Source organism: Peribacillus frigoritolerans (genome assembly GCF_004358755.1).
GTDB lineage: Bacteria > Bacillota > Bacilli > Bacillales > Bacillaceae > Bacillus_P.
Map to the genome: position 1 here is coordinate 158,124 of NZ_SMZY01000004.1, position 22,637 is coordinate 180,760.

The window sequence follows — 22,637 nt, forward strand, 5'->3', positions numbered from 1 at the left end:
TCAGTATAGCATGACCGTTTCTCTAATTAAAAACTGAGGTCTTATACGACCTCGTCTTTCAGCTGACTTTGATAGAGACCGTAATAAAATCCTTTTTCTTGGAGAAGAGACTCATGGCTTCCTCTTTCAATCAGTGCACCATTCTCAAGCACGAGAATCTGATCCGCTTTTTGAATGGTATTCAGCCTGTGTGCGATCACAAAACTTGTTCTGCCTTTCATCAATCTCTGAAGGGCTTCCTGGATTTTCAGCTCTGTAATGGTATCAATGCTGCTTGTCGCTTCATCAAGAACAAGGATAACCGGACTTGAAAGGATCGCTCTCGCGATGGACAGCAGCTGTTTTTGCCCCTGGCTGATTCCGCTTCCGTCCTGAGTGAGAACCGTTTTATATTGATTTTTTGTTTTCATAATAAAAGAATGGGCATTCGCTTCTTTTGCTGCAAGGATTACTTCTTCATCCGTTGCATCCAAACGGCCATAACGAATGTTTTCCATGATCGTCCCAGTGAACAGGAAGGGATCCTGAAGGACAAATGCCATGTGCTCTCTCAAACTGCTGCGTCTAATTTTTGTGCTTTCCATTCCATCAATCAGAATCTTTCCTTCATCAGGATCGTAAAACCGTGATAACAGGTTGATCATCGTTGTTTTTCCTGCACCGGTAGGACCGACGATGGCTATCGTTTCACCGGGAGATGCTGTAAAGCACAAGTTTTGAACCGTCTGCTGTTCTTCTTCATAAGAGAATGAGACCCGGTCAAATATCACTTCTCCTTGCATTCCTTGAAGGTTTGAAGCACCTTTCTCATCTATCATTTCCTCGTCTTCATCCAGAATTTCAAACACTCTCTCAGCACCTGCTACAGCAGACAGAATCGTATTGAACTGATTCGCAAGCTCATTCAAAGGTCTTGTGAACTGTCTGGAGTATTCAGTAAAAATCACGATGACCCCGATTGTGACAAGACCATTCAGAGCAAGAATGCCTCCTACCCCGGCAATCACCGCAAAACTTAAATTGTTCAGGACGTTCATCAGCTTCGGAATAAAGCCAGAGATCGTCTGAGCCCAGAACCCTGCTCCTTTAAGCCGCTGACTCTTTTCCAGAAACTCAGAAATCACTTTTTGCTCCTGTGAAAACGTCTTGACGATGCGCTGGCCTGAAATGGTTTCTTCAATATAGCCATTAAGATTCCCCAAGTTCCGCTGCTGAGCTTTGAATAATTTTCCTGTTCTATTTGTGATCCACCTCATCCCAAAGAACATGATTGGGATGATGGTCAGAGTAATTAGCGTAAGCAGCGGACTCAGCCAGAGCATGACTGCTATTGTTCCTGCAAGTGTCAGGATACTTGAGAAAATTTGAATAACAGAACTGTTCAAGGTTGAACTGACGTTTTCAATATCATTCGTTACCCTGCTCATCAGTTCCCCGTGCTGCCGTTTATCAAAGTAGGAAATCGGCAGACTGTGCAGATGACGGAAAAGCTGTGTTCTCATGGTAAAAACGGTATTCTGGGCGATTCCTATCATCCATATGTTCTGCAGCAGCAGAGAAATGGACTGGACTATATAAATTGCGACCAAAGCAATCAGCAGCTTAACAAAACCGCTGCTTTCTTTGGTCACAATATAATCATCAATGACTCTCCCAATCAGGTAAGGACCAAGGAGGGCCAAAAAGGAACTGAGAACTACCATAAGGAGAACCAAACTAAGCAGGCCTTTATTCAAAGAAAGGTACGACCATACCCTTGTAATCGTCGCAAACCAGTTTTTTGGTTTCCCTGTTTTTTTCTGAATAGGTTCTTCCTGTTTGACTTTCGGATACTTGAATGGCTTACTTAGCTCTTTGAACATTCTGCAGGGCCTCCTCTCCAAACTGGGATTCATAGATCCGCTGATACAGCGAAGATTTTTCCATTAATTCAAGATGAGAACCATATGCCAGAATTTCCCCTTCATCCAGCAAGAGGATCTTGCTGGCTTCCATTGCTGTGCTGATTTTTTGTGTAATAATAAAAATCGTGCTGTTATATGTTTTTAGCTTTTTTAATAGATTTGCCTCTGTTGCTAAATCAAGAGCGCTTGTGCTGTCATCAAGCAGAAGAATTTTAGGCTTGCGGACAAGTGCTCTTGCTATCGAAAGTCTTTGTTTTTGACCTCCGGAAAGATTGACTCCTTTTTGACCGACTCTTGTATCATAGCCATCAGGGAGTCTTTCAATGGTTTCATGAATCTGTGCATTTATGGCCGCTTCCTTTATATCTTCAAATGATGCTCCTTCTTTACCCCAAGCAATATTCTCTCTGATCGATCCTGTGAATAAAAGAGACTCCTGCGGAACAAAACCAATTTGTCCCCTCAGACTTTCAAGCTTCATATCCAGTAGGTTCTTACCACCAATGTAAATCTCCCCGCCAGACACATCATAAAGCCTTGGTATCAGATTGAAAATGGACGATTTCCCTGAGCCCGTTGCACCAAGCAGGGCAATCGTCTCACCTGCATTCACAGTAAAGGAGAGGTTATTCAGAACAGCCGTATTCGTTCCCGGATAAGTAAAAGAAACGGATTTAAATTCAATTTCTCCTTTTTCAATCACACTTGTTTCTTCTGCGTCAAGCGAATCAGTCAAATCAGCTTCTGTATCTAAAACCTCATTAATGCGTCCGGCTGAGGCTTTTGCACGTGAAAAAGCCATGATGATAAAAGAAAAAATGGATAAAACAGAGGATATTCGCAGCGCATAGTTTACAATCGCCACTACTTCCCCAACCTTTGCATCCCCTGTGCCGACATTGATGCTGCCAAACCACAGAATGGCGAGGATACTGATATTCATGACTAATAATAAGACAGGCATGGCAATTTCCATCAGCCTTAGTGCTGAAACGGTCCCACTTTTCAACTCTTCATTTGCTTGTGTAAATCTTGAGACTTCATAGTTTCTTCTCAAAAATGCCTTAATAATCCGCATTCCAGTCAGGTTCTCCTGCATGACACCGTTAACAGAATCAAGCCGGTCCTGAACAGCTTTGAACAGGCCGCTGCCTTTTTTCATCATCCATACTAGAAATCCTATTAAAAGGGGAATCGAAATTAAGAGAATGAGGGCCAGTTTAAAATTGACGATTAGAGCCATGATTGTTCCCCCTACTATTAAAAGGGGCGCACGGAGCATGATCCGCAGGCTCATAAAGATCGTATTCTGAAGCTGCGTCACGTCATTTGTCATCCTCGTAATCAGAGATGAAGTAGGAAACAGGCTGAAATTTGCAAAAGAAAAGGACTGAACCTTCTCAAATAAACCTTTGCGTACATCATATCCGAAGCTCTGACTGACATGAGCCGCATAAAAGGAATTTGTCACACCAGCAGCAAATGCCGCAATGGAAATCCCGACCATGACGCTTCCCCAATAGATGACAACAGATAAGTCATTTTTCAAGATGCCATCATCAATTATTTTCGCCATTAACAGCGGATGCAGCAGCTCTACCCCAAGCTCAATCAGCATCAGGGTCAGGGCTACACCCATCGCAAGACGGTAAGGCTTTAGCAAAGAAAATACTTTCGACATACGGCATCCTCCAAACATTGCATCATCTATGTACATATTTAGCCAGACTAATATCTTGAATTTTATTTATTCTATCATACTCTTTATTGGTTAAAATTTGAATATTTAGATTTTCACCCTTGTTGTTTCCGTATCTAAAAAAGATACGCCGGCATGAGCGTATCCATTAGTAGGCAAGACCTGCTGATGTATGAATAAAACTCTTTTGAATCCAAGCCTTCACTAAGAAATGAGCAACATCCGCTCTGGCTATTTTCCTTCCCCCTTCAGGAATCCCCTCCTGCGCGATCCGATAGTTTTTTGTCAAGGGTCCATCAATAAGCTGCATTGGCCTTGCAACCGTCCAGTCAAACTCGCTTTCCCGAATTCTTCTTACAGCGTCTGCATGATCTCTTAACACATTTTTCAAAATGACTTTCTGTGTCAGAAAGCCTGTAATGCCCGGGATCTCTTGATGGATGCCTGCAGAGGCAACGTATAAAATCCGGTTAACAGAATGTTTTTTCATCCCGGATAAGATATTTTCTGTCATCTCTGTCAATACGGACGACTTTCCTAGACCTTTTCCGCCAAGACAAGAGGCAGCGGCATCATGCCCTTTAATTGCAGCTTCTGTTTCTTTTTTATTCAGCGCGTTTCCTTTCACAACAGCAAGACGCTCATGTTCCAGACTGAATGCTTCCGGAGATCGAACAAAAGCAGTGACTTCATGTCCCGCAGCAAGCGTCTGGGCAACCATGTGTCTTCCGGTCTTTCCGCCTGCACCAAATATGATCAGCTTCATCATGATCCCACCTGTCTCAGATTCTTACTATCTATTAATCATTTTTATGACCAGTCTGTCAATATTAAGTACTTCACATCGCAGGCTCACAATCTCTTAAGCAACATGAAAAGACCTCTTGCCGTTAACAAGAGGTCCCGCCATTTAAGAATTTAACGTCCGGTCTTTTTTATCCAGCACTGAATCTGTGCCAGGATCTTCATATTTATATTCGTGCTCCCAGAAATCTGCATTTTTAATGCCAAGCTTTACTGGATCAAATACTGGATCAAGACCTTGCTTCTTTTGAGCTTCATAATCTTTTAGAGCGATAAGCGCCGGTTTGGCCAAGATCAGGATGGCAATTAAGTTCAGCCAAACCATGATTCCAAGACCAACGTCCCCTAAAGCCCATGCTAATGATGCAGTTTTAACAGATCCATAGAATGTCGCTCCAAGGAGTACGACTTTTACGAGGAACATCGGGATTTTATTGCTTTTCCCCCTCGTTAAGTAAGCAATGTTTGTCTCAGCGATATAGTAATACGCCATGATTGTTGTAAAAGCGAAGAAGAGAAGTGAGATTGCAACAAATCCTGAACCAAATCCTGGAATTGGAATAACCGATTCTACTGCCGCCTGTGTAAAAACAGGGCCAGGCTCTACTTCAGCTCCAAGTTTATTCGTAATGAACGTTCCATCCGGAGCTTGTGTGTTGTACATGCCAGTAAATAAAATCATAAACGCTGTAGCTGAACATACGAAAAGAGTATCAATATAAACAGAGAAAGCTTGAACTAAGCCTTGCTTTGCAGGATGCGAAACTTCAGCTGCAGCAGCTGGGTGAGGTCCTGTACCCTGTCCAGCTTCATTTGAGTAGATTCCACGCTTAACTCCCCAAGCAATCGCCATCCCAACGATTCCGCCAAATGCAGAATCCAGTGCAAATGCACTTTTAAAAATAAGGGCAATAACTGCAGGCAGCTCAGAAATATTAAAAGCAATAATAACAAGAGCAACCAGGATGTAGCCAAGCGCCATAAATGGCACTACTACCTGTGCTACATTTGCAATCCTCTTAACTCCGCCAAAAATAATAAGTGCTAAAACAATGATAAGTCCTAAACCAGTAATAACAGGGCTTAAACCAAATGCATTATCAAGGCCAAGTGCAATGGAGTTCGCTTGAACACCAGGCATCAGCAAGCTCATCGCAAGTAAAGCAGCGAATGCAAAAATAATGCCGTACCATTTCCATCCAGTTCCTTTTTCAATATAATAAGCCGGACCCCCGCGGTATTGTCCGTCCTGTTTTACTTTATAAATCTGAGCCAATGTTGATTCAATATAAGCACTTGAAGCTCCAATGAAGGCAATGGCCCACATCCAAAATACTGCTCCTGGTCCGCCGAAGCCGATCGCAGTGGCAACACCAGCGATATTCCCTGTACCTACACGTCCTGATAACGCAATGGATAATGCCTGAAAAGAAGAAACTCCTGCTTCAGAGCTTTTCCCCTGAAACATCAGCAGCACCATATCTTTGATATGACGCACTTGCATAAATCGGGTCAAGATGGAGAAAAGCAAACCTACAGCCAAACAAATGTAAATAACGGGCGTGCTCCAAAGAACACTATTTAAGCTATTAACAAACGCCTCCAATAAAAATCCCCCTCATAATACTGAATTTTCTTTCTTTTTAGATTATAAGGGATAAGTCATAACTGCACAATCACTATTTTGATAGAATATGTGCCATTGGTCGCGTTAAAAAAGGTTGAAAACGCAAACAACCCATATACAGCGGTTCTTTTTTCTTACATTCTATGTTAAAAAAAGTGACATAAGAAAAGCGCAAGTGCCCGTTTAGCGCGGGCATGACAGATAAGGATCCGCCAGTAAAAGCGCTTTTTGCCAATACTTACGGATCCGTTCTGACCGAGGAGCCTGAGCGATTCCGCTCGCCATCGAAGCGCAAAATTTTATACTTTCTTATCTTTTAAAGAAAGAATGCGCCTAAAAAGGCACACTCTTATTCTCTAAAAACATTTCCGGGTAGTCAGTAATAAGCGCGGAAACACCCGATCTGGCCAAAGCCTCCAGTTTTTCAGTCTGATTTACTGTAAACACTCTAAGAGGATATCCTGCATCAATAACTCTCTTTCCAGCAGCTGAAATGGCAAAAGAAGCTTCAGAGTGGAGAGCATTAGCGCGAACCTTCCTTGCTTCTTCAATGATGTTAGATGGGATTCCTTCGAATAAAAGGGCCGTTTGAATGCTGTTGTCCAACTCTCGTATTTTCCCCATGCTTTTAAATTGGAAGGATGAGAGAATGACTGAGTCCGCCATTCCAGACCGCCAAATACATTCAAGCACCTTTTCTTCCATCCCTTCATAGAGGAGGACATCATTTTTCAGTTCAATATTTACTTTCATTTCAGGACGGCTCGTTTTGATTAAATCTAAAACATCCTGTAAAGACGGGATCATTTGCCGAGAATACTTGGGATGAAACCAGCTGCCTGCATCAAACAGCTTTAATTGTTTGTACCTGAAGTCTTTAACAAATCCAATCCCATTCGTTGTCCGGTCAATACGTTCATCATGTATGACAACAACTTCTCCGTCCTTTGTCAACTGCACATCAAGCTCAATGCCATCCGCTCCAATTTCACACGATGCTTCAAATGCAGCCAATGTGTTCTCCGGATACTCTCCGCTGCATCCCCTGTGTGCATATATTTCAACTCGTTTACTCATGGCTTCCTACTCCTTTCTATGATGTTACTCTAAGATTCTTTCAAAATAGGAACTGACGAATCTCGAGGAGAGTGATTCGTCAGCTCCCTGTATTATTTCCCTTGTTTCTTTCCTGCTGTTTCAAGAGCATCACTTCAAGTGCGTGCGGCTGGATTTCATTTACGGTTTTCAGTCCATTTGCAACAGCATCCGTATCGATGAGAAAGAGCCTCTGGATGGCAAGCGGCCTTCATTTTTGGCAAATTGAATAAGGGAACTCTTTGTTGTGACGATTCCAGTGGGCTTCACAAATTTCGCAATGAACTTCAGACCTTCACGGTCATAGCTGATGCCAGGTATCTTTTCCAAGTGTAAAAAAACGTGACGATCATGCTTTTTCAGCAAATCAACATACCGCTTGATCAAACTTATATTGCCCATGAGCAAAAACGCGGACTGAATATCCGTTTCCATAAACCTGTCAAAGCTTTTCGGATCTTTTATTGCAGCAATCAGCCGGTCTTCATGCAGACGCTTTATGAATTCCTGGTGGGTATCCATGGCTGTTTCAGCCCCTTATATAAAAATAAAAACCATAAAAAAACTTGGGCTTTATCTATCACCTATGTTTTTTTATGGTTTCTCAATATCTCAACCTGGTTATATTCACTTGTCCTTCACGAGTTTCATCATACCTCCCCAAAGTAAACCCAGTATGAAGGTAATGTAGATTAATATGAAGGAAATGTTAGGGATTTGTAAAAAAAAAAGAAATCGTTCAGCAGAATCTGCCTTGGGAATTGGCGGATTGGGGATCAGTGCGGTTGCAGGATGCTCTTGCAGGAATGCTGCATTGTTTTGGTTGCTCAAAGCGGGTGTATGGGTGCCTATACAGGTCTTCTTCTTTGGTTTAGGGTAATCATACCTTGTCTATAATTCCTCCCATCAGCAAGCACTGCTCCAAGATTCTTTTCCAAGAACCACAAAAAAAAGGATACCAATTTCGTTGCAATTGGTATCCTTATCATTCTATACTGAACTATTTCAACGCACACTCTTTAGATACTCTGCCAATCTCATCTAAGTGCTTCTGACTGAGCTTATAAGCGAGCGTGCCTATCATGGTGTTTTTTTGAAGCTCATGTCAATCCCCCGTTTACTTAACCTTTGTACGAAGCTGAGATCTTCTAATGACTTGATTAATCACTTCAGAAAAAATAAGTCCGATCGCGATGGAACCTGAAATCATAAAAGCTTTTGCAGCTAATGTAATCGCGGTATTATAGTCATTCTCAACGAAATTCCTCATTGCGTCATATGCCATTCCCCCAGGAACCAATGGAATAATGCCGGCTACGCTGAAAATAATAATCGGAGTTTTATAGATTTTTGCAAAAACCTGACTTGTAACGGCTACAAAAACAGCAGCAACAACAGTAGCTGGAACTGCGTCTAGTCCATAGCCAACCAATGATATGTAAATCAGCCACCCGCACATCCCCACCAATCCGCATTTTATAAGGGAGGGTTTTGGGGCCTGAAAAATAATACCGAATGCAGCTGTAGATATAAAGCTTGTCACCAGCTGTCCAAGTATCCACATGACTCAATCTCTCCTGTCTTAAAATAGTAAAAAAACAACGGCAATCCCAGAGCCGATGGCAAATGCAGTTAAAAATGCTTCCGCTCCTTTTGAAAGTCCCGATATTAAATGGCCAGCCATTAAATCCCTGACTGCATTTGTAAGAAGAAGACCCGGAACTAAAGGCATGACAGACCCAATTATGACTTTATCCATCTCTGTCCCGAGGCCGGTCATTACAAATAAATAAGCAAGAAGACCAATAAGAAAGGATGCCAGAAATTCCGAGAAGAATTTGATTGGCACCAGGCGATGAAAATAGATAACAGCCATAAAACCGAGCCCGCCTGCTAAAACCGCGGGGAAGAAATCAGACCACTGCCCCTGAAACATAATCAGAAAGCAGCCGCTTGCAATCGCTGCTGCTATTACCTGTAAAGCAAGAGAGTATGTAGACTTTGCATCCTCAATCTCTTTTAACAGATCATAAGCTTCATCTACATTTAATTCGCCATTGCTTATTTTTCTTGAAATGGCATTTACATTCGTCACCTTATCTAAATCCGTTGTCCGTTCCATAATCCGAATTAACTTCGTCTTTGTCGGCTGATCAGACTCAATCGAAAAAATAATGCCTGTCGGGGTTACATAACTATGCGAATCTTTCACACCGTAAGATGCAGCAATCCGCATCATCGTATCTTCGACCCGGTACGTTTCAGCTCCGCTGATCAGCATGATTTTTCCGGCAAGCAGACAAACCTCCATGATCTCATATGAATAATTTTGCTGAATCTTCATCTGTATGTTCTCTCCAATAGCTTGATATTCCCCTTCAAGTCAGGATTTGTGTTTGTGGTTTGTTTCAGTTTATATGAGTTTTGGGGGATTATCAATTTCCATGATAAAAAACCCTATCGCGTCAGCAAAAGGGGATTTATAGCCAAAAAGATTTTTGAGGATATAAACGAAAACTTCGGAAGTTCGCGGGGAAGAATAGATTGGATAAAATGGCGGATGATTTAGGAATTAATGGAATCCAGGGATAAATCATGTTTTTATTTATTTTTCAGCATTCTAATCGTAATAAATTCTTCAAATTGATCCTTCGTTAAGCCTGTATCTATCGCTTTTTTCAGGAGATATAACCACTCTGAGTCGATATTCTCAGCAGTTTCATTCTCACTTAAGATGGTAAGGAGAGGTACATCCAATCCCTCAGCTATCTTCTCCAGAATGTGAATAGAGGGGTTGGATTTAATATTTCTTTCAATGGAACTTATATAGGACTTTGCCACACCGGTTATAGCCGCTAACTCAGATATAGACAGATCTTTTTCTTGTCGAAGCCTTTTTACTCTCTCCCCAATCAATTTAAACACCTTCTTCAAGTATATATTTCTTTATACAACTTACGACGTTTTAGCAATGGCAGGACTGACTTTTGGAGATTTAGCTCTTCCAAAGACCATGCTTCTTAATTTTTTTGACATTGGCTTTTCTATTATCTTGTAAACTGCACATGCAGATAAAACGGTACAAAGAATGACAAGACACATGGATAAAAAGTATCCAAGTGAACCTATAACATGGAGCTTTTGAAAGATGAAAATATACAGTTGCAAAAATGGGCCGTGTGTAATGTAAATCGAGTATGAAGCATCCCCCATCAATGATAGACTTTTAGGGATTTCTCTTACCTTCCTGTCCTTTATAGATATACCGAGCATAATCAGCATGGAGAATAAGCAATAGAGAAGCGGTGCATGTATTGCTGCAAAGTCATATACATTATTCATCCAAACAAATAGAAAGCCTGCAAAACCCAAAATGATCATCAGTGTTGAATATCCTAGTTTATAATTCAGCATTAAATATGCAACCAGACTGCCGCAAACAATTTCCAGGGTGCTGAAACTGAATAGAAATGAAGCAACTTCCGGAAAAACTAATTCGATGAAAACAGTGGCTGAAGCCCAGCCTATTAAGATCGGTTTAAAGACTCTGGGGCTGAACATTAAACTAGCGAATAAAAGATAGAAGAACATGACATGGCTAAGCGACCACGCTGATGAAATAATGGGCTCTTTCATCGGAAAAAGAATCAGGGATTTAATGATTTCCTCAGTTGTGTATCCATTTCCAAGTGAAGGAAATAAACGGAAAAGAATGATTGTGACAATCGTAAATATCCATAACAATGGGTAAATCCTGATCAGCCTTTTCAATAAGAATTCACGGGCTTTTGATTGTACCCCAATGTGTCTATGGTACAAGTAATAAATCATAAAACCTGTCACAATAAAGAAAAAATCCACACCTCCCGTTCTTTCCCATCTGCCCATATAAAACCAGTCGTATTGGAATTTGCTGTAGTACAGGATATTGAGGTGCCCTATTAATACAAATAGGATGGCAATGCCTCTTGAAACTTGCACCATTGACAGTCTTCCGGCTTTATTTTCAACCATTATTAACACCTGCTTTGCGAGATATAATCCAAAAGTAAGGATTTGAATTTCAATAGGTTTTAGCGTGTTTTTTAAATGCATTAATGGAATAATTGGCAAAGTACCACATAGCAGAGAAACGGTTAATGTTTCGAATCTTCCTGTATGTGTTCCAGGTTTTCACAGCAGATTTCAATTTATTGCTGGAAAGCGAATTTTCGCATTTTCTATAAAAGGCTAATTCTTCCCTGAGTCCATGCGCTTCTATGCCGTTCGCTAAAATGGAGAGCCAAAGACCGTAATCTTCAGAACAATCCCGATATAAATCCATTTGAACGGCACCTGTTTTCCGTTTGTCAATCATGACAGTTAATGTAGCAATCATCGTATTTTTCAGTAAGCCTTCATAACTGGTCTTGGCCGGAACATTAACAACTGCATCCGTTTTCTCACCGTTCTCATTCATCATCCGGTAATTGGTGTAAGAAAAAGCAAAACCGCCGTCTTCCATGAATTGAACTTGTTTTTTCAGTTTGTCCGGATGCCACAAATCATCACTGTCCAGGAAAGCCAGGTAATCGCCGTTTGCAAGATTAATAGCATAGTTGCGGGCAGCAGCAGGTCCGCTATTATCAGCTAGTTCTATTAATCTTATTCTCTTATCATTTTCCATCTCTGAGCGGATAATATCCCGCGTTTCATCCTTAGAGCAATCGTCCACGATAATCATTTCAAAATGACTGTATGTCTGATTTTTAACAGATTGAATCGTTTCTCTAATATATTTAGAAGCATTATAGCTTGGCGTTATGATAGACACCAGACGTTCATTATCAGTACTCAAAGGACTGCCTCCTTTATAATTCCTCTGCGGATCATTGATTTATTGCTTGATTTTGTTCAAGCGTTTGAATAAGCTTCTGTTTCCTCAACATGCTCTCTTCCTTTAAGCCTTGTGCCTGATCTCTCTGCAGGACAACCCTGATCGTCTGTAAAAAGATTTTTAAATCCAGCATGAAGGAATAGTTGCGCACATACATCAAATCATATCTAAGCTTATCTTCGACGGAAGTTGTGTAATTTGCTAAAACTTGAGCCAGTCCAGTAATGCCTGGTTTTACCCTTAGCCTGTACTTATAGTCAGGAATATCCTGCTCGAACTTCATAATAAAGAACTCTCTTTCAGGTCTAGGGCCAATTAAACTCATATCTCCTTTTAGTACATTAAACAGCTGCGGTATTTCATCTAATCGTGTTGCCCGCATGAAGCTTCCGAGTTTTGTTATTCTCGGATCCTTATCACTTGCCAGTACCGGTCCTGTCTGGATTTCAGCATCCTGTACCATACTTCTGAATTTATACAGTAAATATGGTTTTCCGCCTTGTCCGATGCGTTCCTGTTTAAAAATGGCTGGGCCCTTTGAAGTCAGCGGTATTAATGTAAAAAGTGCAATGATAATCGGGGTAGAAAGAATCAGCATGGCGGCAGAAACAATGACATCAATGACACGCTTTAACTGATTTTGAGTTTGATTTAGCATGGGTGGCTTAATCGATAAAACCAGCATATCGTCAATTTGCTCCGGTTCAGATCCTGCAATAAACAGTTCAAAGAGGTGCGGCACAATCAGTACCTCTTTTTCATTTTTCACACACAGACTGACGATTTCTGATGCTTCGTGTTTGTTTATTTCAGGTGCTATTAATACTGCATCTGCAGATTGAAGTTTGCTTAATAAAAACTCTTTTTTAACAAGAGGAAGAAAATCGCTGATAATAAACCATTCCTGCTTCTGGCTAAGGAATTTATCAGCCATCTTTAAGCTCGTCTCATAATCCTCACCTACGATTAACACCTTCTTGTTTGCATATATGCGCTTAAGCTGATGCCAAAAAAGAAAGCGCATGGTGCACAGCATGACGGTTTGTATGCAAAAAGCCGTAATAATGAAAGGAATGGACATCACAGCCCCTTTTATCATGAGCATCACAAGCATCAGTCCTGACAAAGTCAATGAAGATAAAATAACGGAATAAAGCAGATTGCGTACACTTTTCCTGCGCCAATCTACATATAAATCAAATAAGTAAAAGCTTAAAAAGGAACTAATTAAGAGAAAGAATATTAGTGAATTGTCAATTTTCACTCCTAAATCTATGGATAAACCTTCTGCATGAATCCAATGGGAAAAACTAAAAGATATATACACCAAGGCAATATCAAAAAAAACCAAGAAGATTCTATGAGCATTTGCACCAGGATTCTTATTTATCATCTATTCTTTCTCCTCTCTTTCTGAATCAACTCAATGAGGGTTCTTTAACAAGAATAACGACATCTATATATTCTTAATAAAGAACAAAAACTTTAAAAAAATGCTTCTTCCTACACGTTACGAACGTGCTTATCCGAATGTTTTTCTATTTCCAGACGCTTTACAGGTTTGAATTTATGCAGCTTTTTAAAAAGATGAAAAATGCTGTAATCAAACCGCTTTCCATCAATAAGTGTCCACTGGCTGTTTAATGATGACAGCGTGTGAACTCCATCCGGATAAAGACTGTTTTTCTCAGGCTGTACGTGGGATGCAGGTTCTTCAATAAATTGAGTGGTTGTTAAGGTTATTATTTTGTTCAGCACGATTCTTCCGCCATATGTTTCAGAACAATCCTGGGCAGGCCTGTATAAAGAACCTTCTTGATAAAAAGGTGTACCTGCAGGTCTGCTTGAGCGGATATCAATCTTCACGGGGTTTTGTTTGTGCGCTTTCCACTCTCCAAATAAATGCTCTGCGTAAAAAAGATGCAGTTCGCAATTATGGGTTTGAGATTCAGTCCCGCCTCTGGTGCAAAACATCCACCATCTATCTTCATGCTTTACAATAGTAGCGTCTACCGCCGGAAATCCTTCCAGAATTGTTTTCGCCTTGATCCATTTTTTTGTTATTTTATTTAATTGATACACCGCTACTTCGTTCTCCTCTGATGTTTCCGGAATACAAAACACATCTTCCTTATGGTGCAGGATATACGGATAGGACATATGTGATGGAAGTCTGATGATTGAGGAATCAATCGTAACATCCTTATCTCCGCCAAGATTTACATCCAGTTTTGAGATATAGCCGTTGACGACTTTGTGATCTAATTCCTCCATTAGAATGTGAAGTCTTCCATTTTCTTCATATCCAAATGGATCCGCGTAATAAAGGTCTTTTTTTTCAACCAGCCATTTAATTGCAGGCTGAGTTTCATTTAAAAGATTTTCAATAGACTGATTGACCAGCCCGACATTCCAGTATTCATAACAAAATAATTGTGTAACTAGTTTTTTTATTTTATTCCTGATCAGCTTACTATAGAAAATGAACCATTGAACCTGAGTTGGACTACCGAATGCCTTTGCTGATGTTGAAACTGCAGGATTTCCGTTCAAATAAGCTGCATTGCCGTTTAATATATCTTTGCATACCATTGATGGCCAAGCACTAACAGATGAACAAATATGATCTTTATTTTTCATATACGAATCTTTTATTGTTGCAAAATACCCTTTTTTTAATAGAATTTTTTCATCCTTTTTTTCCGCATATCTATACAAGCTGACTGCTGTGACAGATTCATCGTTATAAATCTCCCAAAAACAGGAAGATCCGTAAGAGTATGACTGTTCATCTCCCTGCTGAAAAGCCCATACGCCATATTTGCAGGAGGCTGTAAATTCCCTGCCTAGAAGGCCGTCAAAATCAATAATAAAATCCAGCTCTGCTTTTCTTACTTGCTCATTGCTATGATGATCATCCTGGTAATCAAGAACGGGTATGCCGCTGTACTCATTGAGCAAATCTTGAAGCTGTAAACTCTTGAACCGTTTTTTAACAGATGGGGCCATTATACGTTTCTTGCGTTCACTGCTTTCTATTCTAGCTGGTTTTATGATAAGACTGAGCTCGGCCTGTCGTTTCTTTTGCATGTCTATTATACTTCTAAGCTTCCAATCCTCGATTTTTGAATATTGGCATATAATTCCAAAACGCAGGACTTTTTGATCCGGCATCCGCTCACCCCCTCAAACCGTATTACAGCCATACACTTTTTGTCTGAACTTACTGAGCATATTTCAGGTATTCATCTAGTGTATGATCAAGCATTTTTTCTAAAGTAAAATCCTCTGTTACCCGCTTTCTTGCATTTTCAATGACATCAGATTGAACACTTTTGTTTTCTGCAAGGTAGATTAATCTGGAACTGAAATCCTCTGCTGAGTGATCAGATATGAGAAAACCGGTTGAATGGTCTCTGACCGCTTCTCTTATACCGCCCCTATCAATAGAGATAATAGGTGTGCCAACTGCCATGGCCTCTAGTATGACCATAGGAAACACTTCTCTTTCAGATGTTAGAAGCAAAACATCCATCTCTCTAATGAATTTTTCAGGTGTGTTTACCGCTCCTAAAAGCTTCACTTTCGTCTGCAGATTCAGTTCGGCAATTTTGTTTTGAATGTTGGCATACTCAGGACCATCCCCTGCAATGTAAAACATCAAGTCAGGATGATGCTTTAATTTATCAGCGATCTCTATAAACAATTCATGATTCTTTTCAACTGATAGTCTTGCAAGAATCCCTACTTTTTTTATTTCCTGCCCATCTTTTCTATTAAATTTGAACTGCTTTAGATTGACTCCATTGTAAATGGTTCTAATTTTTTCTTTTTTAATTCCCAATTCCATTAAGTTGTTTTTTTCAAAGTCACTCACCGTAATGACTCTATCAACAAATTTATTGATCACCCTGCAAAAAAGCCCTGGAAGCTTTTTTTCTAAAGCTGTTACATTATGCTTTGTATAAATCAGTTTCATTTTCCTCTTTGCCAAAAAGCTGCAAACGATTGTGTACAAAACCATTCTCAAACTGTTTGCATGGACGATATCAATGTTATGGTTCATTATTTTCTCTTTAATTAACAGCAAATTGTACATATGAGACTTTCTTTTCATTTCAATAAAGTGGTTTTTGTTTTTTATTTTCGGGTACAGCTCTCCTGGTGCAGCTGCAGAAAAAATGGTTAAATCGGGATGGGTCAGCTGATTCTCTAAACTGCAAAAATAATTTTCAGCCCCTCCTGTAATAAGTTTGTCTGTCATAATGAGAACATTCATCTAATGAATCACTTCCTTTGTAAAACTCATATTATCGTCATTTTTGCTCTCGATCTCTTTTACACGATTCTGCTTTTCATTCGTTAAATAGATAGAGAGAATAGCCAGATACATAAAGAAGATGTCGTTAATAATGACGGATAGAGAGACCATTTGAAAAACAAAGCCTATAAAAGCTAAAAAAAGGTATGGTTTCTTCTTATAAACCCTGCTTTCAATCAGCTGAAAAATGACGAATGAAATAAATAATAGATAGCAGGAAAAACCGAGGATCCCAGATTCAGATAAGATATCCAAAAAGGTATTATGGACTGTCAAAGTATCTTGATATTGAAAAGAATTATAATCTGAGAAATTAAAGGCTCCTATACCCAGCACAACATTTGATGAAAAGTAATCCCATGCACGTCCCCATAGTTCAAACCTTCCGCTTCCCCCATCATTTGAAAAATCGTTAATGCGGGAATCCAGTATCCCGAATATATCGAACTTGAGCTGTACAATTGCAATGTAAGCAATAATGGCTAATGACGCTGCCAATCCCAGAAGGATTTGAAATTGCTTTACCAGGTTATTCAATAAAATGTATATGGTAAAGATAATGATGAGCGCCAATAAACCGCCTCTTGAAAAGGTTAATAGATTTGTAACAAGACATAGGATTAATCCCAATCTGTTTTTAAGCGTATTCGCATTGCATAAAAAGTAGGCAAAAAAGATGGTATTGTAAAAGACGAAAAAGTTAGGATCCTGCAGCAGACCGATTAATCTGGGATAGCTTCTGTCCACCATGACTCCCAGATGAGAAATCCTTTCCCCTTCATCACTCCCTAAAGAAAGTGTCTTTAACCCAGCTATATAAAGAAGAAGGCTCGTTATATTAAAGAAGATTCCTACATTCGCTATTGATCTTTCAATGATGGAGTCGTTTGAATTCCTAAGAATAGATTTCAAAATAAAGTAACAAGCAAGATAGAGTGAAATGCCCAATATGATGCGCAGACTTGAGGAAGGATATAATGAGAATGCACCCGAAAAACTGTATGTCATATAAAATACAAGAAGTGCTATTTCAAAGATCTGTAGTTTTTCAAAATAAAAAGCTGAAACATGGATGATGACAAATAACATCAGAAAAATCATATAGGGTTTTAAAGAAAACCCTAAATCTATGCCGAACTTTCCTAATGTAATAAGGAGAAAAACAACCAGTACTGTTTTGTTTGCAGGAAGATGAGAATTCAGCTTATATTCCATGATCTGCCTCCTTGCCCTCCCACTGTTTTCTTTTCCATTTTTCTGCTAAAAAAGTTTTTATATTTCCATATAATTCTTTGTCAGCTATAAGCACTGCAGACAAAATCAGAAGATTGAATCCAGCTGCAAGAATGGAGTAGGAATGAAGCAGATAGTCCGCAGTAAAAATGGTTGCCCCAATAAAGATCAGGTAAGGAACAATTGCTTTAACAGCCAAGTGATAGCGATTGGGGATCATCAGCCAAAAACCTAATAATGCAATTGTTTCTATAGCAATTCCTGCAAAAGCGGCACCAACTACACCATGCAGTTTACTGAAATAGAAGTATAAAACGGCTCCGATAATCAATGCCAGAAACTGAATCAAGGTACGCTGGAATTGCAGTCCCCTAGTTGTTAATCCATCCGCCAATGAAATACTGACAGACTGAAGTATCAGCATTAACGCCAAGACTTTTAACGGAGTGGAAGCATTTATCCAGCCTTCGCCAAATAAGCGTGTGACAATGAAATCTGACATATGATAGACCGGTACAGTAATAGCTGCCCCAAGAAGAACGGTTACTTTTATTTGCAGGGTGCTTAATCTTAAATGCTCTTTCAGCTGCAGGCTATTAAAGTTTCTGAATAATACCGGATAAAAAGCTCCTGCTACAATATACGGAAGCTGCTGAAGCGCCTGGGGAATCCGGTAAGCAACTGCAAACAGTCCAACTTCTGTTAATGTAAGAGTTTTCTCTAATATAAGAGTCCCTAAATGAGGAAGGGTGACAAACAGCAGTCCGCCGATTGTAAATGAGCCTATTCCATGTAAAATTCCTCTATGAAATTGACTTCTTAATGGAATATTTATCGTTTTCCTTACAAGAATAACTCCAACCAGGCCAGCTGAAAAATAAGAAAAACCATATAGAAAACAAATAACATAAGGATTTAAGGAAAAGACCATCCCTAAAGAAACTGTACTGATCAGCATGAAAGCAGATATGATTCGGATGGCTCCATAATACTGCATCTTCTCAATCAACTGAAAAAACGTTGTGCCTATACTCTGCATGGCGATGCCTATTACCATGGGAATAATCAGAAAGTACGCTGTTTTTATTAATTCCGGATTAGAATCGTAGGTTAAATTAATAAAAAGAAAACCAATCATGAAAGTAGCAAACATTAATGCCGCTCTTAATTTTATATAAGAAGCAATAAGGGCAGGAACATCCACCTCATCTTTTGAACCTTCCCGCAGTACGATATCGCTGAGGCCTGCATCTGTAAAATAGCCCATAATCATCGCAAACGCTAAAGCTACACTGAACAATCCATAATTGTGGGATTGAAGGTAGTATGCCAGAATAATCAGCGCAGCAGCATTGAGAGCGCTGGAAAGTGCCGTGCTGTAAAACAAATGCAGGATGTTTTTAGCAATAGAATTTCTTTGAGTTTTCCCCACTTAGCTAACCACCTTACTTAATGACCAAAACTGCGTATTATTTTTTTACCCTGTCTGATAGATGACTCCAACAATACTCTTCTTTGCTCTTTCTAAATAACTTTTCGTTTTCACGATTTTTTCTTTTTTTGTCTTGTTTGCCTTAACTACTAAAACGATTCCATCACAATGCTCTGCTACTATTTGAGTATCAGATCTTTCCAAGAATGCCGGTGCCTCGATAATGATTACATCAAATTCTGCCGTCCAGCCATTCAGTGATTCTTCCAGGTTACGGCTGACAAATACATTCGGAGTGTTCTCCGAAACAGTTCCGGCAGGCAAAATAGATAAATTCTCAATGAACGTGTTCTTTGTATACATCCGCATTTTTTTGCCTTGAGAAACGGCATTTGCCAGTCCGTTTGTATTATCTGCAGCAAATAAAGAATGTATGGATGGATTGCGGAGATTAGCATCGACAAGGAGAACTCTCTTTTTTTGCTCTGAAAAAGCAATAGCCAGTTTTGAAGATAGTAAAGCCTCATCTTCATCTTTGTCAGGAGAGGTGACCATTAAAATAAACGAGTCTTTTTTTAAAGCATTTTCGACATTCATACGGATCATTCTAATTTGTTCGCTGCTTAACAGACTATAATCTAAGCTCACATTAGAAATTTTTGAAGATTTGCGTAAATTAAACACTTACATCCCCCCGGCCGTGTATCTTATTTTCGCCCTGTTTCTTCTGCTGCTTTTTATAGGTGAATTTCATGTGCTGCTTGGCCTTCAAATGAACCTGTCCTATTACCGGAAGTCCGAGCGATTGTTCGATCTCATCTACACCCTTTACTGAATCGTCAAAATACTCCCTTACCATGGCAAGAGCAATACCGAAAAACACTCCCAAAAAGAGACCGATTGCCAAGTTTAAAATGGGATTGCTGATTCTCACTACCTGAGTCTCTCCATCTCTCAAAACTTTAATATCATTCACTTTGAAGACATCATTCATTTTTTGCACAGATGTACTTGCAGTAAAACCAGCAAGATCCTTTGCAAATTCATCGTCGCTGTCTCTCACGACAATATTGATGATTTGAGAATCCTTGCTGTTTTGAACAATAATTTTTTCTTCAAGCTTATCTTCATCGCTCAAATTAAATTCTTCCGCGACTGTATTGAGAACAATCGGGCTTTTAATAAAGTCAATTGATGATGCAAGCAGTCTATTAATATCCTGTGTATCACTATATTCTCCATCTACTTTTTGAAGCTTCCCTACGAGAATATATTCCGTTGCCTCATAGGTTGGTTTAATGACATAGATTGTCATAAGAGCCGTTAATCCAAGCAGGCTGATTGCAGTTAGAACAATGATCATCATTCTTTTTCTGATAATTTTTAAGAATTTCTTTAAATCTATTCTTTCGTCCATCATAGCCTCCTACAATCCTTTTTCCTTCAAATTTTTTCTAGCGGATGCTTACAGCTTCGTCGTGATCGATTGTCTTTTTTAATCCGGATCTGATCGTATCCTCCGGTGACCATTTCAGTTCTGATCTTGCTTTATCATTCGATAAGACACTATCTCGTATATCGCCTTCTCTTGCATCACAGAACAAAGGTGTTACATGGAAGTTTGAATTACTTTCAAATTCCTGAATGATATCAAGAACCGTTACTTGAGAACTGCTGCTGATATTATAAATACCATTTTCTCCATAAGTGACAGCTGCTGCATTTGCCTTTGCGACATCTTTTACAAAAACAAAATCTCTTGTCTGATGTCCATCTCCAAAAATATTCGGATTTTTTCCTGACAATATTTTTTCTTTGAAGATTGCAATGACGCCTGCTTCACCATTTGCATCCTGTCTCATTCCATATACATTTGAATACCTTAAAATAGCGTATGATAGGCCATAAAATTTTGAAAATAACTCTATATATGATTCAGCAGTCAGCTTAGACAATCCGTAAAATGAAATAGGCTGCGGGGGATGATTTTCAGTTATAGGCAATTGACCGGGGTTTCCATATACTGCAGCGGACGAAGCAAAGATAAATTTCTTGATGTTATATTTAACAGATAAATTCAATAAATTAATTGTTCCCATGATGTTTTCATCAGCATCATATAACGGCTGCAATGTAGAATTTGCCACCGAAACTTGAGCTGCCTGGTGAATGACCACATCAGGCTTTTCTGACATGAAGGCTGAATCTAAGGATTCTCTTATATCTGCCTTGATTAATTTCACACCGTTCGGTATTCTGCTTTCTTGCCCGGTTATTAAATTGTCAATAACCACAACTTCATACTTTTTCTCCAATAATTCATCTACAATATGTGACCCAATGAATCCCGCCCCGCCCGTAACTAATACTTTCACTTCATTCACTCCCTAGTCTAAATGGCATAAAAGATCATTATTTTGTTCTTTTTAGCGAACTATAAACTGAGTATAATCTCTTTCGTTCTAAATAGAAAACTCTGTATCCGGTTATTTATTCTCATTTAAGAACGATTACGTTCAGTATCTCCTTCATTCTCTTATTTGCTCAATAATTCGTATTTTATAAAGAACATTTCTGGTAATATCGTTCTTTAAAAAGTTTGTAATTAAAAAACTTCCCGAATTTCAGGAAGTTAAACTTAGCAATTAGTTTTTTTCGATTGCGCTGTAATAAGTAAGATTATTGGATTCTCCATTATCTTCAATATAGTCGCTTTCAAGATTTGTCCGAAGATAACTTCTCATTGACTCAGGGGAAAACTCTATCAAAGAAACAGTTTGATCGATTTCATGCGGATCCCAGATCATCGCTTCAAAATAGTTGTCAGAGCCGCTTACATAGATTGCTTTCTCCGTTTTTTCCGTCAATTGAATTTGAATCCCTGTGAACTGGTTTCCTGTACTCTCATTAGGAACAGATATAGAACTGTCAATGGCAATGCCGGTCAAACAATTGTCCAGAGTAATATTTGTAAATCGGTTCCCATTTATAAAGCTGTATTCATCACCTGGAGGCTTTTCAGACTTCAAATAGATTCCATATTCAAAGCCTGCTATGTTTATTTCTGAAAAATTGACAAAACTGATAAAATGATTGGGTCCTTTCGCATAAAGATTTATAGCTTTGCCTTTATTGCTTCCGCTGGAATTTATTATCGCCACGTTGTGAACTCTTGTTCTCTCTGCAGACCAAAACTTTTCCCTGCCATTTAAATAAATGACCTCCGAATCGAACTCAGCGTTGGTCACCTCAATGATTCCATTGGTTATAGAAGCATTCTTCTCAAGCACAATCGCCCGGAAATTCCCCTCAACATAGATCTTTGTATTTTGTCCGAGTTCTAATTCGACTCCTTCTTTCAAATGCAAACCTGATTTTATCACATAGTGATGATTGCCAGTCAGTCTGACTTTGCCTATTTTAGAAGAATGACTGTGATCAATCGCTTTTTGAATAGCCTTGGCATCATCCTCAAGGTCTTCTCCATCAGCTCCAAAATCACTGGCGCTCACATATTCCTCCCTTTCACGGCTCTTTTTATCACCAAATATTTGTACAGCTAATAGGACTGTGATTATAACTAAAACGAAGAGCACTGATAGGGAAAGCACTTTCTTTATCGCCATTTTCTTCCTCCTTCTATATC

Annotated in this window: 21 protein-coding genes; all 21 read right to left on the reverse strand. The window is 39.3% G+C overall.

Going from position 1 to position 22,637, the window contains the following annotated elements; genetic code table 11:
• Positions 1–41: 41 nt before the first annotated feature.
• Positions 42–1,862 carry an ABC transporter ATP-binding protein gene (locus tag E2R53_RS18455; protein WP_133313235.1) on the reverse strand — a complete coding sequence of 607 codons (1,821 nt, stop codon included), beginning with the start codon at positions 1,860–1,862 and terminating at the stop codon, positions 42–44.
• On the reverse strand, positions 1,843–3,585 hold the full coding sequence (locus E2R53_RS18460) for an ABC transporter ATP-binding protein (RefSeq protein ID WP_133313236.1): 1,743 nt from the start codon (positions 3,583–3,585) through the stop codon (positions 1,843–1,845). Before E2R53_RS18460 ends, E2R53_RS18455 begins: the two co-directional genes overlap by 20 nt.
• Positions 3,586–3,751: 166 nt before the next feature.
• A complete protein-coding gene (locus E2R53_RS18465) occupies positions 3,752–4,372 on the reverse strand; it encodes an NAD(P)-dependent oxidoreductase (RefSeq protein WP_286166292.1) in 621 nt (206 codons plus the stop codon).
• A 141-nt stretch (positions 4,373–4,513) separates the two neighbouring features.
• Positions 4,514–6,013, reverse strand: coding sequence for an alanine/glycine:cation symporter family protein (locus E2R53_RS18470; RefSeq protein ID WP_133313237.1), 1,500 nt, complete (start codon positions 6,011–6,013; stop codon positions 4,514–4,516).
• A 354-nt stretch (positions 6,014–6,367) separates the two neighbouring features.
• A complete protein-coding gene (locus E2R53_RS18475) occupies positions 6,368–7,111 on the reverse strand; it encodes a glycerophosphodiester phosphodiesterase (protein WP_133313238.1) in 744 nt (247 codons plus the stop codon).
• Positions 7,112–7,190: 79 nt separating this feature from the next.
• Complete coding sequence (locus tag E2R53_RS23665) at positions 7,191–7,328, reverse strand: hypothetical protein (protein ID WP_353653487.1); 138 nt, start codon at positions 7,326–7,328, stop codon at positions 7,191–7,193.
• Entirely contained in the window at positions 7,280–7,651 is a 372-nt protein-coding gene (locus E2R53_RS18480; protein WP_286166293.1) for a glycerol-3-phosphate responsive antiterminator, read from the reverse strand. The genes E2R53_RS23665 and E2R53_RS18480 overlap by 49 nt, the downstream gene beginning before the upstream one ends.
• Before the next feature lie 595 nt (positions 7,652–8,246).
• Positions 8,247–8,693 (reverse strand): threonine/serine exporter family protein, encoded by a 447-nt coding sequence (locus E2R53_RS18485; RefSeq protein ID WP_133313239.1) that lies wholly within the window; start codon positions 8,691–8,693, stop codon positions 8,247–8,249.
• A gap of 18 nt (positions 8,694–8,711) precedes the next feature.
• Positions 8,712–9,473, reverse strand: coding sequence for a threonine/serine exporter family protein (locus E2R53_RS18490; RefSeq protein ID WP_133313240.1), 762 nt, complete (start codon positions 9,471–9,473; stop codon positions 8,712–8,714).
• Positions 9,474–9,730: 257 nt separating this feature from the next.
• Positions 9,731–10,045, reverse strand: coding sequence for a helix-turn-helix domain-containing protein (locus E2R53_RS18495; protein WP_133313241.1), 315 nt, complete (start codon positions 10,043–10,045; stop codon positions 9,731–9,733).
• A gap of 39 nt (positions 10,046–10,084) precedes the next feature.
• Positions 10,085–11,143, reverse strand: a complete 1,059-nt coding sequence (locus E2R53_RS18500; protein WP_165971032.1) for an acyltransferase family protein — start codon at positions 11,141–11,143, stop codon at positions 10,085–10,087.
• A 49-nt stretch (positions 11,144–11,192) separates the two neighbouring features.
• A complete protein-coding gene (locus E2R53_RS18505; RefSeq protein ID WP_133313243.1) occupies positions 11,193–11,966 on the reverse strand; it encodes a glycosyltransferase family 2 protein in 774 nt (257 codons plus the stop codon).
• Positions 11,967–11,997: 31 nt separating this feature from the next.
• Complete coding sequence (locus E2R53_RS18510) at positions 11,998–13,398, reverse strand: sugar transferase (RefSeq protein ID WP_133313244.1); 1,401 nt, start codon at positions 13,396–13,398, stop codon at positions 11,998–12,000.
• A 110-nt stretch (positions 13,399–13,508) separates the two neighbouring features.
• Entirely contained in the window at positions 13,509–15,179 is a 1,671-nt protein-coding gene (locus E2R53_RS18515) for a glucosamine inositolphosphorylceramide transferase family protein (RefSeq protein WP_133313245.1), read from the reverse strand.
• Between the two features lie 49 nt (positions 15,180–15,228).
• A complete protein-coding gene (locus E2R53_RS18520) occupies positions 15,229–16,284 on the reverse strand; it encodes a glycosyltransferase family 4 protein (protein ID WP_133313246.1) in 1,056 nt (351 codons plus the stop codon).
• A complete protein-coding gene (locus tag E2R53_RS18525) occupies positions 16,285–17,541 on the reverse strand; it encodes an O-antigen ligase family protein (protein WP_133313247.1) in 1,257 nt (418 codons plus the stop codon). It lies immediately after the preceding gene.
• On the reverse strand, positions 17,531–18,991 hold the full coding sequence (locus E2R53_RS18530; RefSeq protein WP_133313248.1) for an oligosaccharide flippase family protein: 1,461 nt from the start codon (positions 18,989–18,991) through the stop codon (positions 17,531–17,533). The genes E2R53_RS18525 and E2R53_RS18530 overlap by 11 nt, the downstream gene beginning before the upstream one ends.
• Positions 18,992–19,036: 45 nt before the next feature.
• The gene (locus tag E2R53_RS18535) at positions 19,037–19,675 is read right to left on the reverse strand and encodes a CpsD/CapB family tyrosine-protein kinase (protein WP_133313249.1); all 639 of its coding nucleotides are present in this window, start codon (positions 19,673–19,675) and stop codon (positions 19,037–19,039) included.
• Positions 19,668–20,411 (reverse strand): YveK family protein, encoded by a 744-nt coding sequence (locus tag E2R53_RS18540; RefSeq protein WP_133313250.1) that lies wholly within the window; start codon positions 20,409–20,411, stop codon positions 19,668–19,670. The genes E2R53_RS18535 and E2R53_RS18540 overlap by 8 nt, the downstream gene beginning before the upstream one ends.
• A 34-nt stretch (positions 20,412–20,445) precedes the next feature.
• Complete coding sequence (locus tag E2R53_RS18545) at positions 20,446–21,366, reverse strand: NAD-dependent epimerase/dehydratase family protein (RefSeq protein ID WP_133313251.1); 921 nt, start codon at positions 21,364–21,366, stop codon at positions 20,446–20,448.
• A 270-nt stretch (positions 21,367–21,636) separates the two neighbouring features.
• The gene (locus E2R53_RS18550) at positions 21,637–22,617 is read right to left on the reverse strand and encodes a glycosyl hydrolase family 28-related protein (protein ID WP_133313252.1); all 981 of its coding nucleotides are present in this window, start codon (positions 22,615–22,617) and stop codon (positions 21,637–21,639) included.
• Between the last annotated feature and the right edge of the window lie 20 nt (positions 22,618–22,637).